The sequence below is a fragment of the Bifidobacterium indicum genome (assembly GCF_036987015.1).
Taxonomy (GTDB): Bacteria; Actinomycetota; Actinomycetes; order Actinomycetales; family Bifidobacteriaceae; genus Bombiscardovia; species Bombiscardovia indica.
In genome coordinates this window covers 55,570-68,049 of sequence record NZ_BTXM01000003.1, presented here as the reverse complement: position 1 = coordinate 68,049, position 12,480 = coordinate 55,570, and the positions used below count along the sequence as shown (strand labels likewise).

At 62.4% G+C, this 12,480-nt stretch carries 9 protein-coding genes; 4 read left to right on the top strand and 5 right to left on the bottom strand.

The features are described from left to right. The first annotated feature begins 98 nt into the window (after positions 1 to 98). On the top strand, positions 99 to 1,190 hold the full coding sequence (locus AACP59_RS07755) for an alpha/beta fold hydrolase (RefSeq protein WP_297316509.1): 1,092 nt from the start codon (positions 99 to 101) through the stop codon (positions 1,188 to 1,190). Between the two features lie 139 nt (positions 1,191 to 1,329). On the opposite strand, the gene AACP59_RS07750 is transcribed toward AACP59_RS07755, so the two are convergent. Next, positions 1,330 to 4,233, bottom strand: coding sequence for a heavy metal translocating P-type ATPase (locus tag AACP59_RS07750; RefSeq protein WP_339350775.1), 2,904 nt, complete (start codon positions 4,231 to 4,233; stop codon positions 1,330 to 1,332). 173 nt (positions 4,234 to 4,406) lie between these two features. Here AACP59_RS07750 and AACP59_RS07745 point away from each other — a divergent pair, with 173 nt between their 5' ends. Continuing rightward, the gene (locus AACP59_RS07745; protein ID WP_297316511.1) at positions 4,407 to 4,688 is read left to right on the top strand and encodes a metal-sensitive transcriptional regulator; all 282 of its coding nucleotides are present in this window, start codon (positions 4,407 to 4,409) and stop codon (positions 4,686 to 4,688) included. A gap of 227 nt (positions 4,689 to 4,915) precedes the next feature. Then, positions 4,916 to 6,322 (top strand): dicarboxylate/amino acid:cation symporter, encoded by a 1,407-nt coding sequence (locus tag AACP59_RS07740; RefSeq protein ID WP_297316512.1) that lies wholly within the window; start codon positions 4,916 to 4,918, stop codon positions 6,320 to 6,322. Between the two features lie 22 nt (positions 6,323 to 6,344). Here the strand turns inward: AACP59_RS07740 and AACP59_RS07735 are convergent, their stop codons facing one another. From AACP59_RS07735 to AACP59_RS07720, 4 genes are all read right to left on the bottom strand, one after another. Then, positions 6,345 to 7,436 (bottom strand): glycoside hydrolase family 88/105 protein, encoded by a 1,092-nt coding sequence (locus tag AACP59_RS07735; RefSeq protein WP_339350777.1) that lies wholly within the window; start codon positions 7,434 to 7,436, stop codon positions 6,345 to 6,347. A 121-nt stretch (positions 7,437 to 7,557) separates the two neighbouring features. Next, positions 7,558 to 8,661, bottom strand: a complete 1,104-nt coding sequence (locus tag AACP59_RS07730; RefSeq protein ID WP_297316514.1) for a glycoside hydrolase family 88/105 protein — start codon at positions 8,659 to 8,661, stop codon at positions 7,558 to 7,560. Between the two features lie 72 nt (positions 8,662 to 8,733). Further along, positions 8,734 to 9,669: a sugar kinase gene (locus tag AACP59_RS07725; protein ID WP_339351224.1), complete on the bottom strand. Its 936-nt coding sequence runs from the start codon at positions 9,667 to 9,669 to the stop codon at positions 8,734 to 8,736. A gap of 70 nt (positions 9,670 to 9,739) precedes the next feature. Beyond that, positions 9,740 to 10,843, bottom strand: coding sequence for an ROK family transcriptional regulator (locus AACP59_RS07720; RefSeq protein WP_339350779.1), 1,104 nt, complete (start codon positions 10,841 to 10,843; stop codon positions 9,740 to 9,742). Between the two features lie 368 nt (positions 10,844 to 11,211). On the opposite strand from AACP59_RS07720, the gene AACP59_RS07715 reads away from it, so the two are divergent. Beyond that, positions 11,212 to 12,468 carry an ABC transporter substrate-binding protein gene (locus tag AACP59_RS07715; protein WP_339350781.1) on the top strand — a complete coding sequence of 419 codons (1,257 nt, stop codon included), beginning with the start codon at positions 11,212 to 11,214 and terminating at the stop codon, positions 12,466 to 12,468. Positions 12,469 to 12,480 lie beyond the last annotated feature (12 nt).

Here is a 12,480-nt window from a genome sequence, read left to right as displayed (position 1 = left end):
ACTTTTCATGGACAAGGTGATGCACCCCGCCCGGGCGATGTTTTCCGCCCATGGACGTGGCCCCTTCCGTACCGGACAAGCTGATATAGGGTTGAGTCATGACCGTTGAGCTGATTGACGAGGAACGGTACGACCAGATCATGCAGGACATCGTCCTGCCCGATCTGGCCGTCTGCCGTCATGAGGGGTGGATGACCTCACACGGAGCCCGAGGCAAGGGTGGTGTCCTGGTGGATGATGCCGATAGGGAGCGTTTCGATTCCAATGACCTTCTCCATTATGTCTGCTATGACCGCACCGAGTTCCAGGACAAGGCGTCCGAGCCCTGCCAGGCCTGTTGTCGGGGGGCCGTGGTCATCTCCTTCGGGTTCTCGGAATTCGCAGACAAGTATCAGGAGATGACCTGGTACTTTCTCATGCAGGGTTATTCGGTCTGCATCCTTGAGCACTGGGGTCATGGGTTCTCCGGACGGGGAGTGTCCGACCCGAGCCTGGTCTGGGTGGACCACTGGCAACGCTATGTGGCCGACCTGGCGTCCTTCTGCTTCCAGGTGGGCCAGTCCTATGCCGGTGACCGGCCCCTGGCCCTCTATGCCCACTCCATGGGCGGCGGGGTGGGGGCCCGGCTCCTGGAGCGTTTCACCACCCTGATCGACAAGGCCGTCCTCTCCTCGCCGATGATCGCCCCCCGGACCGGGTTCATGCCCCTGGTGGCCTGGACCACCGTCGACGGAGCCTGCCTGCTGGGGCAGGGGAAAAGGATGGCACCCGGGTTCGGCCCTTTCCGGCCGGAGGTGAACATGGACAACTACCCCCATGGCAGCCGGGCAAGGGTGGCTTGGTCCCAGCGGCAACGGCGTGACCAGGTCCGCTTTCAGACCAGCGCCGCCACCTTCGGGTGGGTCAGGGAGAGCATGGAACTGAGTCGGGCCATCCTGCGGCCCGGCCAGTGCAGCCGGGTGGAGTCTCCCGTCCTGGTCTTCCAGGCCCAGAACGACAGGTTCGTCCTGTCTGCGCCCCAGGACCGGTTCGTGGCCCAGGTGCGCGATGGGGGTTGCCAGGCCGATCTGGTCAAGGTCCCCAACAGCATGCATGAGCTGTACCAGATGCCCAATGCGGTTCTTGGTCCCTACCTGGAGCGCGTCTTCACCTTCCTGGAGGAGCCCTATCAGCTGGATAGGGAGGGGTAGTCCGCCATACGGCGGTAGCCTGCCCTGGCCCGGGTCGAACAGGGTCCGCCCGCCCCCGAAACCCAACAACGGAGGTCTCAGGGGCGGGCGGACCCTGGTTGCAGGTGTGCTGGACCCTGATTCGACTATCTTGGTCCGCTCACTTGTTCAGGACCTGCTCCGGGTCCTTGTCGAAGGTGTCGACGCAGTTCTGCGAGCAGAAGTAGTAGGTCTTGCCATGGTAGTCGCGCTTGGCTGCGGCCGTGGTCGGATCGATGCTCATTCCGCAGACCGGGTCGGTCACCTTGGCTGCCTGGTCCTGCTGCTTGTCGTGATGATGGAAGAGTCCCATCTTCTGTCCTTTCCCTTGGTTGTGTTCTTGATGGTTGGAAGTGCCGGTGCCCGCGGTCAGGGCGTCCATGTCGATGGGTTTGGGGTCCTTGACCGGCCTGGCCCTGAGCGGGGTGTGACGGAGCCGGTTGGCGTTGAGGACCACCGACAGGGAGGAGAAGGCCATGGCAGCCCCGGCGATCATCGGATTGAGGAGGAGACCGATGAAGGGGTAGAGGAGTCCGGCGGCGATGGGGATGCCCAGGCCGTTGTACCCGAATGCGAACCAGAGGTTCTGGTGGATGTTGCGCATGGTGGCCGCGGAGAGGTCGATGGCCTTGACCGCCGCGTTCAGGTCGCCCGAGACCAGGGTCACGTCGGCCGACTCGATGGCCACGTCCGTGCCGGTGCCGATGGCCATGCCCAGGTCGGCCTGGGCCAGGGCCGGGGCGTCGTTGATACCGTCACCGATCATGGCCACCTTGTGCCCCTGGGCCTGGAGGGCCCTGACGATGCTCGCCTTGTCCTCGGGATGGATCTGCGCCACCACACGGGTGACCCCCACCTGGCCCCCCACCTGTTCGGCGGTGCCCTGGTTGTCGCCGGTCAGCATGATCGTCTCGATCCTGCGCTCGTTCAGGTCATGGATGGCCTGCTTGGAACCGGGCTTGACCTGGTCGGTCACGGCCAGGACCCCGGCCGGTCCGCCATCGATGGCCACGAAGATGGTCGTGCGGCCCTGGTCCTCCCATCCCCGGGCGGTGCCCAGGAGGGATTCCGCGCCAGACCGGCCGGACTCCTGGTCCGACAGGTCGATCTCCCTGCTTTCGAGGAGTCTGCGGTTGCCGACCAGAACATGTTGCCCGCCCCGCTGGGTTTCCCCGCCTGCCGGTTTCTGCACCCGGAAGGAGCCTGAGGGGAAGGTCGCATCGATGCCCGCGCCGGTCGCCGAGTCGAAGCCGGTCGTCGGGACCAGCTCCAGGTTCCGGTCCTGGGCGGCTTGGACGATGGCCTGGGCCAGGGGGTGTTCGGAATCGCTTTCGGCGCTCGCGGCCGCCCTGATCAAGAGGTTCCGGTCCAATCCCGATACGGTCATGGCATCGGCCAGTTCGGGCCTGCCCTGGGTGATGGTGCCGGTCTTGTCGAGAACGACGGTGTCGACGTCATGCGCCCCCTGGAGGGCCTCCGCGGACCGGTAGAGTACGCCGGCCCGGGCCCCGCGTCCGGTTCCTATCGTCACGGAGAGGGGGGTCGCCAGGCCCAGGGCGCAGGGGCAGGCGATGACCAGGACGGACACCGCCGCCACGATGCCATAGACCCCCCGGGGCATGGGGCCGAAGATCCACCAGGCCACAAAGGTCCAGATGGCCACCAGGATGACCCCGGGGATGAAGATGGACGATATCCGGTCTGCCAGTTTCTGAATGGGGGCCTTGGAGGTCTGGGCCGTCTTGACCAGGCGGATGATCTGGGCCAGGACCGTGTCCTGTCCGACCTGGGTGGCCCTGTAGCGCAGGGAACCCGTTCCGTTGACCGTGGCACCGACCAAAGAGTCGCCCTCCTGCTTGAGGACCGGCATGGGTTCGCCGGTCACCATGGACTCGTCCACCGAGGAGGAACCCGAGATGACCTGGCCGTCCACCGGCAGCTTTTCGCCCGGGTGAACCTGGATGAGGTCCCCGACGACCACATCGTCGACGGCGATTTCCTGGGTGGTCTCCCTGCCGTCCTGGTCCGTCCTGAGTACGGTGGCGGTCTTGGGTCTCAACCCGATCAGGGCGCGGATGGCATCTCCGGTGCCGCGCCGGGCGCGCGCCTCCAGGATCTGTCCAAGGATCATCAGGGTGATGATGGTGCCCACGGCCTCGTAGTAAGGCTCACGGCTGCCCTCGGGGAGGAGGTTGGGGGCCACGGTGACCACCAGGGAGTAAAAAAAGGCCGTGGCCGTGCCCAGGGCCACCAGGGAGTTCATCTCGGGGGTCCGGTGTGCCAGGGCCAGCCATCCGGTGCGGTGGATGGGCCATCCCGAATAGAACATGACGGGCAGGATCAGGATCAGCTGGACCCAGGGGTTCATCAGGATGTGGGGCATGGGGATGAACATGCCGAACATGGCCGGGATGAAGACCGGGAGGGTGAAGACCAGGGCCACGATGAACCGCCGTGTCAGATCACGAATCTCGGCTGTGCGCTCCTGGTCCGCCTCATCCTGATCGCTGCCGCCCTTGTTCGGGCCGGTCCCTCGCTCGTTTCGTGGTTGCATGGTCAGGGTCTGGTCGGATTGCGACCGGCTGGTTTGCCCCTGCCCGGGTTCTGCCTGGGTCTCCTTGGCCTGGCCGGTGTTCCCGGCACCGGAGGTCTCCGGGCCATCGGTCGCCCGGAGCATCCCGTGGAGCATGTTCATTCCGCAGGCGAAGGGGTAGTCCCCGGCCTTGGGTGGGGTCAGCTGGATGGTCGAGGTCTGGAAGGCGGGCAGGGTCTTGTCGATGTTGAAATCGTTGAAGACCACGTGGGAGGAGCACTCCCCGCTTTCCTGCCGGTCGAAGACCAGCCTGACCGGACTTCCGGCCCGGACCTGGATCAACTGGGGGCTGTATCCGCCCTTGACCGTGATCCGGACTGTCTGGATTCCGTCCTCCTCCTTGGCCCGGGTGGCTTCCTTGGGCGCGAAGAAGTACCAGATGATGCCGGCTGTGATGGCCAGGGCCGCGATGAGGACCAGGATGCTGCTCATGGAATCACCCTTTCGGAATGGTTTGTTTCCATCATACCCCCGGGGGGTATACTGGAAGTGGATTTCAACCAATGGCTTCATGAATTCGTCCCCTCGGAGGGGCCGGATGGGGCCCGGGCCAACCCCCGGTTCCCGCCTTACAGGCCGTGGGCCGACCAGAAATGGAGTGGACATTGCCCGGATATGCCAGCGACAAGAAGAGGACCATCACACGACTCCGGCGTGTCGAGGGTCAGGTCAGGGCCATCGAGCAGATGGTCGAATCCGATACCTACTGCATCGACATCCTCACCCAGATCGCCGCCTCCACCAGCGCTCTGAAGTCGGTGGCCCTCACCCTGCTGGACGACCACATGAACCACTGCGTTCGCCAGGCCGCCGCCAAGGGTGGTGAGGAGGCCGACGAGAAGATGGAGGAGGCCTCCGAGGCCATCGCCCGTCTGGTCCGTTCCTGAACAGTCCTCGAACCGTTCATGAGCCATTTGGTTCCTAGTGGTAGGCCGTCGTCGGTGACGCGGCTGGTGGGCGAAATCGGCCCACAATAGCGCCACAATAGCGATCCATAAGCAACCGATATATCCGTTCCAACGGAAACCGGTGACTTCCCGCTCTTTCCCTGCTAGATTGAACCCTGACCTTGGGTCGATCGGCCCCTGGACGGAGAGGTTGAGGAGGAGGCGCGATGTCGGAGACGAGTTGGGATTGGGCGGCCCTGATAGTGGTCGTCGTCCTTTTTGCGGGGCTGGCCCTGCTGAGCAGGAAAACCAGGGTCAACTTCAGTTGGCGGGTCATCATAGCAACGGTGTCGGGGATCCTGGTGGGGGTGGGCTTCTCAGGCCATACCACCTACGTGGGGGCCTTCGGTAGCGTATGGTCCAAGGCCATATCGGCCATTGTGGTGCCCCTCCTTCTCTTCAGCATCATCGCCGGCATCGGTCGGATTGGCGGGTCCGGCAGACTGGGGAACATCAGCCTGAGAACCGTCGTCCTTCTTCTGGTCAACACCTTCACGGCCGCTGTGATCGCCCTGGTCCTGGGGTTGCTCTTCCAGGTGGGCAAGGGGTTTGACCAGGCCCTGCCCACGGGGGTCAAGCCCCACGCGGTGCCTGGCGTGGTCGATACCCTGGTCGGGCTCTTCCCCTCGAATCTGGCCGACAACTGGGCCCACAACCAGGTCATCCCGGTCGTGATCTTCGCCATCCTCCTGGCGGTCGCCTTGAACAAGGCGGCCACCACCCCGCGCGGCGAGCAGAGTGTGGCACCCTTCAAGGCCTTCGTCGAGGCCGGCAACGTGGTCCTCTCCAAGGCCACCCAGATCGTCGTCGGCTTCACCCCCTACGCCGTCCTCTCCCTGATTGCGGCCGCCATCGGTCGCAGCAGCCCGAAGAGTCTCCTGCCCCTCCTGAGTGTTCTCCTGGTGGCCTACCTGGGTCTGGCCATACAACTCTTCCTGGCCCAGCCCCTGATCCTGGCCCTGGTCGGCCGGATCAACCCCCTGCCCTTCTTCCGTTCCCTCTGGCCGGCGGGAGTGGTGGCCTTCACCTCCGAGAGCAGCATCGGCACCATCCCGGTCACGGTTCGCCAGTTGCGCTCCGCCGGCGTTCCCGAGGAGACGGCCTCCTTCGTGGCCAGTCTGGGAGCCAACCTGGGCATGCCCGGATGCGCCGGTCTCTGGCCCGTCCTCCTGGCGGTCTTCGCAATCAATGCCCAGGGAGGGTCATACTCCTTCCTGCGCTTCGCACTCCTGATCGTCTTCGCCCTGGTGGTTTCGGTGGGGACCGTGGGCGTACCCGGCACGGCCACGATCACCGCCACCTCCCTCTTCACGGCGGCGGGTCTGCCGGTTCCCTTCATCGCCATCATGCAGCCCATCTCCCAACTGGTCGACATGGGCCGTACCCTGGTCAACGTGGCCGGGGCCGCCAACACGGCCGTCATCGTGGCAAGGACCGAAAACGAACTGGACCTGGACCTCTACAACGGTCGCAAGGTATTCGACGATCAGGACATCGAGGAAGACACGGAGGATATACAGAAAGAGGAGCCGGAAGCCCTGGATTCGGCAACCGTCCCCTCCCTGGATGACTAGATGTTCCTGAGCGAGCATGTTGCTAGCCCCGGACGCCTTCCATTTCTGCACACATGAACAGCAATGCCCCGAGCCCGTGCATGTCATTGATGCTGGTGGGGCGCTGGCAGTATTCCTCATAACTGCCGGGGCCCGTACCAACGCAGATGTCGCTGATGAGGAGGTCATCACCCTGCCGGGTGAGGCTCTTGATGACTCCCCCATACCCCTTGCGCGCCGCCTCCAGGTAGGTCTCGTCCAGGATGCCCTGGTCGACGGCCTTGCAGATGGAGGCCACGAAAAGGCAGGTGCAGGAGTTCTCGGGCCAGTTGCCCTCCTGGCCGACCTTGTCCAGGACCTGCCACCAGCGTCCGTCTGGCCCTTGATGTCGGCAGACGGCGGTCAGGAGATCACGGACCAGCTTCCGCAGGTCTTCACGGCCCGGGTGGTCATCGGGAAGCAGTTCCAACTCATTCGTCACCGCCATGGGCACCCATCCGACGGACCGTCCCCAGTATTCGGGGGAGAGACCGGTCACAGGGTCGGCCCAGGGTTCCGTCCGGTCGGGGTCATAGGCGTGTCTCCAGAGTCCGGTCTCGGGTATGCGGGTCTTCTCCTGCATAAGGAGGGCCTGGGTGACTGCTTCGTTGACCAGGTCCGGCTGTCCGAAACGGGTTCCGTATTCCACCATGATGGGGCCGCCCATGTAGAGTCCGTCCAGCCACATCTGCCGCGGTGCCCCGTCATTGTGCCAGAGTCCGCCCTCATCGTTCTTCGGGTAGTTCTCAAGCTCGCCGGCCAGTTGGTCCAGGCCGGTCTTGTAACGGGGGTCTCCGAAGTGGTCATAGAGAGGGAAGAGGAGGATGCCCGGCTGAATGTCATCCAGGCTGACCGGGTCGTGGTTGAGCACATGGCCCTCTTCGTCCATGTTGGACTCGACCCATGTCCGGATGTAGTCCAGATAGGATTCATCCTTGTTGAGCAGGAAGGTCTGGTGCACCCCGGACAGAAGAACGCCCTGATGATAATGGAAATGCTGGATGGGCGGCAGGGCTGCAGGATCTGGATACCTCCTTCGAAGAGTGTCGATAGCTGCCTGCGCGTATTCCAACGGTGACGACGATGTCTTTTCCATGGATCCTCCCTGGGTCCTGTGCTGGTCGGCGCCCGGGGGCGCTCGGCCTGGGTCTGTCCGGTCTGGCTGTGTATTCCTCACCTATGAATTTATCGGGCCGGACAAGTTCGGGCATTATCTTTCATTGACCTGTCACGGGCAGAACCTGCTGCATTCGGGTGCACATGAGCAGGAAGGCCCCGACGCCATGCAAGTCATTAGTGCTGGTGGGGCGCTCGCAATAGTGGCGGTAATCGCCCACACCGGTGCCGATGCAGACCTGCCCAACCTCCAGATCATCTCCTTTCCAGGTCAGGCTACGGATCACCCCCTGATAGCCCTTTCTGGCGGCTTCGAGGTAGGTCTTGTCCAAGATGCGGGTCCTGACCGCCCTGGCCAGGGCGGTCACAAAGAGGCAGGTGCAGGAGTTCTCGGGCCAGTTGCCCTTCTGGCCGACCTTGTCCAGGACCTGCCACCAGCGTCCATCGGGTCCCTGGTAGTTGCAGACCGCTGTCAGGAGGTTTCTGACCAGGTCCACCAAAGCTGGGCGAGCCGGATGATCCCGGTCAATGGCATCAAGCTCGTCCAGTATGGCCACGGGTACCCATCCCACTGACCTGCCCCAGAATTCCGGTGAGAGCCCGGTCTCCGGGTCGGCCCAGTCGGCCTTGTGGGAGGGGTCGTAGGCATGTCGCCAGAGGCCGACCTCCGGCACCCGGGTCTTCTCCTGCATGAGGAGTGCCTGACCGATGGCGTTGTTTACTAGGTCCGGATCGTTGAAGCGGGTTCCGTATCCGGTCATGAAGGGACCACCCATGTAGAGCCCGTCCAGCCACATCTGGCCGGCCACTCGTTGCTTGTGCCAGAAGCCGCCCTCGTCGTTCTTCGGGAAGAAGCGCAGTTCTCCTGCCAACTGGTCCAGCGCGTTCCTATAGCGTGGGTCGTCGGTCAGTTCCAGGAGAGGGAACAGGAGTATGCCCGGCTGGATGTCGTCCAGGCAGATCTGGTCGTGGTTCAACACTTCGCCCCGCGGGCCTATGTTGGAATCTACCCAGTCCTTGACGTACTGTAGGTACTCCTCGTTCCTGTTCAAAAGGTAGGTCTGGTAGACGCCGGACAGGAACACGCCCTGATGATAATGGAAATGCTGCGTGGGCGGTAGGTCACGTGCCACCGGGAATCGACGTCGCATGGTGTCGACTGCCGCCTCGGCATATTCCAGTGGGGTCGATGGATTCTGACTCATGATGCCTTCCTCTTTGATTGGCCTGTATGGCATATATCATAATTCGCAGGATTCGGCCTCGCCCGGACTGGGTCAGGCCCCGTCGAATAAAAGGTCCCTGGCCATTCGAAGAGCCCCCAGAGCCGGTGGGTTCTTCAGAAGGCACAGATGGAGCGGCCTGGGGCTGCACTCGTCCAGGAGATTGGACAAACGTTCGGCCATAACCGGTTGGTGGGTGATGACTCCCCCGGCCGCCACCACTTGATCACCCTGGGCTCCCCTGGAGACGATCGAGGATATGGACTGTCCGAGACGCTCTACGGCCTGGTCGAGGGTCCGGTCGGCGATGGCTGAACCGGACTTCAGGGAGGAGAAAAAGAGGGGGGCCATGTCACCCCACGCCTTTTCACCGGCCAGGGAGCCGAAAGCCACAGTCAGCTGGTACAGGTCATGGGCCTCCAGTCGGGTCAGCAGGTCCTGGGTGAAGGGGTCCTCCATGGCGGCCTGCTCGCCATGGACGGTGCTGTACCGGATGATCTCCCTGACGGCCTCGCGCACAAGGGCAGGTGCACTGCCGAAATCGCTGAGCAACCAGCCGTAGCCGTACCCATCGGCCCGAAGGAGGGAGTCGCCTGCGGACCTGCCCACTGCCACGGTTCCGGTCCCCACCACCAGGTTCAGGGCCCGGTCGATGCCTGCTGCGGGTCCCAGCAGCTCCGCGTCGTTGACCACCCTGAGACGCCAGCCGGGCAGGTTGGCACCGAGGGTTCTGTCCGCCAGGCTGAGTTGTCTGGGGGAGTCGGCCCCATGCAGACCCAGACAGAGGGCAGTTGTTCCTTGGTCTGTATCGGGTCTGCCATCGCAGTCCGACAGAAAGCCGCGAATCTGGTCCGCCAGACTTATCATGTCGGCCGACCTGACCGTGTCGGCCTCCTTCCGCCAGGCTTGGGAGGGGATAAGGCGGGAATGATGCCCGTTTCGGCCGACCAGGTCGATACGGGTCTTGGTGCCGCCAACATCGACCCCCAAGATGGTAGCTCCGGCGGGGACCCGGGGGGGTGCCGACTCTTCGGTATGCTTCGGTGGCGTTGACCCGCTTTCAATCATGGAAGACCTTACTGCGGACCCTCTGTCCGATTAGCTCGCCGATTCCGATCACCGAAGCGCGATGCCCCAGCTCGGTGGTGACGATGCCCGGCAGATGGGGTATGCGCCCGACCAGACGTTTGTTTACTCCCTGCAGAAGTTCCTCGACGGGCAGAGGACTGTGGATATCCATGACGATGATTTCGGGGTCTACCACCAGACATATGTTGCTGATGGACAGGGCAATGAGATCATACAGGTACTCCCTCTCTTCGCTGCCGGCCCTTCCTTCCAAAGCACTGATTCGGGATATTCGCCACTCCAGGTCGCCTCCGTAGGTGTAGTACCTGCTCAGGGATTCACGGCCGGTCAGGGTGTACCCCATCTCACCGGCCATGCCATGGTGCCCACGCAGGATCCGGCCGTCCATGATGATGCCCGCGCCCACTCCGAAGTGCCGCATCGTGTACCCCACGACGGGGTTCTTCCCGGCCCCGGCACCAGCCAGGGACTCCCCGTAGGCGGAGGCGTTGGCGTTGTTCTCGATCAGGACATCGTCTTCGAAGGCGGTGTTCAGTATGGCCTGTAGGGGGACCTCATTCCATTTGAGTTCGCTGGCAGCGGTCACCAGTCCGTTTTCCTGGACGATTCCGGGCACTCCGACCCCGATGCCATTGCAGGGTATACCCTGGTCGTTGGCCCATCTGCGGAGTCCCTCCACCATGGAGATGATGTGGCGGATGTAGCTTTCGGTCTCCCCCCCTACCCCCGGATCGGGGTTGTATGGGAGGTGTTCCTCATGGAGGATCCGATCATTCAGACTCATGACGGCCCCGTCGATGACGGTTCCTCTGACGTTGATGGACAGCACCGCCCGGAAACGTGCATTGAAGTGGAGTAGGTGGACGGGGCGACCCGGCCCCTCCTTGTTCTCGCGAGTCTCCAGCAGCATCCCGTCCTGCTTGAGCTGGGCGCAGAGACGGTGGACGGTCGGCAGGGGGATGCCCGTTATTTCTGCAATCCGGGTCCGCGATATGCCATCCTCCTGGCAGAGGAGGTTCAAAATGGCGGCTCGGTTGGTGGTGACGGATGTGCCGTTACGGGAGGGTGAGGTCATGCAGGTTCCTTTCAGTCGGGTCGGCTCATGTGTGCGATGGCCTGCATGCTTTGGATGATGGTTTTTTTCTCATGGTAGGACCTTGCCACCTGGTTCCAGGGTTTATGGCACCAAACTTCTACATTTATTATCAGAATGATATTAAAAGAGAGTTGCGGGTCATGTCAACCGTTACAAGAGGAGGAAATCGCAGAACGAATATACGAGGGGGTCCTCCTGCGATGGGTTTGGCGGTGTCGCAGGTATAACACTTGAAAATAAGGGATTTCCGCCCTTCCTGCCGGAGGCATCGAATTGGGATGCTATAGTAATTCTCAGATTGATACCTCACATAGCAGTGGGGCCCTATTCACGAAGGAGTGGTAACCATGTCGAGGAAACTGCAACGGGTCACGGCCGCCGGCCTTGCTCTGGTCTCTGCCTTTGCCCTGGTGGCATGCGGCGGCTCCGGCTCAGGCGATGCGTCCAGGGATGACGCCAAGGAGATCACCCTGACATTTTCCGATGACCAGAACGATGCCTACAAGACCATAGCCAAGCAGTACACCAAGGACACCGGGGTCAAGGTCAACATCATGGAGGTTCCTTACGCCGATCTGAGCACCAAGATCGCCAATGCGGCCAAGGCGAATGATCTGCCGGATGTCGCAAGGGTTCCTCAGGTCAATCCGGTCTGGACCGACCAGCTGGAAGACCTGACCGGGATAGCCGAAAAGCATGGCGCCATGAAGAACCTGATCAAGAGGAACCCCGAGGGGAAGATCCTGACCATCGCCTCCGATATGACAGCTGTGGGGCTTTTCCTCAATACCTCCCTCTTCGACAAGGCCGGTGTCGCCTACCCCGACCCGAACGGTTCCTGGACCTGGGAGGAGTTCATCGATGCGGTGAAGAAGGTCCAGGCTGCCACCGGTGCCAAGTACGGCATGGTGATGGATGCCTCAAGCCACCGTGAACGTTCCTTCCTATACCAGTTCGGCTCCAAGGGGGTCCAGCAGAAGTCGGACGGGACCTGGGCCCTGGACGATAAGGCCAAGACGGCACTGGAGTTCCTGAAGAGCATAGATGACGACAGGGTCATGCCCAAGTCCGTCTGGGCCTCCAACGAGGACCCCTCTGCCCTGTTCAAGTCCGGACAGGTGGCGGCCTACTATTCGGGCAATTGGCAGATTGCCGACTTCAACAAGTCCATCACCTCTTTCAAGTGGAAGAGCGTCATCATGCCGGCCTCCCCGACCAGGGCCACCAACGTGGGAACCAACTACATGGTGGCCCTGAGTGGTTCGGGCAAGAAGTTCCTGGACTGGTTCTACTCCAGGAAGAACTACACGGCCTTCTGCGTCCAGGGCAACTACCTCCCGGCCCTGAATGGAATCACGCCGAAGTATGTCAACCATCAGGAGGATATGCAGCTGTACATGGACGAAATCAAGAAGTCCGACCAGGCTGTCCTCTCCCACCAGGTCATGACTCAGCTGGACCTGGCTCTGAAGGGCTCGGTCCTGCCCAGCCAGGACCCCATGAAGGAGGAAACGGTCAAGTATCTGTCCGACGAACAGGACGTTGACGCGACCATTAAGAACATGAACAAGCTCTTCACCAAGTACTACAAGGTCGAAAAGTAACCGGTCCGCCGA

Coding starts and splice junctions, on each gene's coding strand:
- AACP59_RS07720 (WP_339350779.1), bottom strand. CDS start 10,843: ATGACCTCACCCTCCCGTAACGGCACATCCGTCACCACCAACCGAGCC.
- AACP59_RS07715 (WP_339350781.1), top strand. CDS start 11,212: ATGTCGAGGAAACTGCAACGGGTCACGGCCGCCGGCCTTGCTCTGGTC.
- AACP59_RS07755 (WP_297316509.1), top strand. CDS start 99: ATGACCGTTGAGCTGATTGACGAGGAACGGTACGACCAGATCATGCAG.
- AACP59_RS07740 (WP_297316512.1), top strand. CDS start 4,916: ATGTCGGAGACGAGTTGGGATTGGGCGGCCCTGATAGTGGTCGTCGTC.
- AACP59_RS07735 (WP_339350777.1), bottom strand. CDS start 7,436: ATGGAAAAGACATCGTCGTCACCGTTGGAATACGCGCAGGCAGCTATC.
- AACP59_RS07730 (WP_297316514.1), bottom strand. CDS start 8,661: ATGAGTCAGAATCCATCGACCCCACTGGAATATGCCGAGGCGGCAGTC.
- AACP59_RS07750 (WP_339350775.1), bottom strand. CDS start 4,233: ATGAGCAGCATCCTGGTCCTCATCGCGGCCCTGGCCATCACAGCCGGC.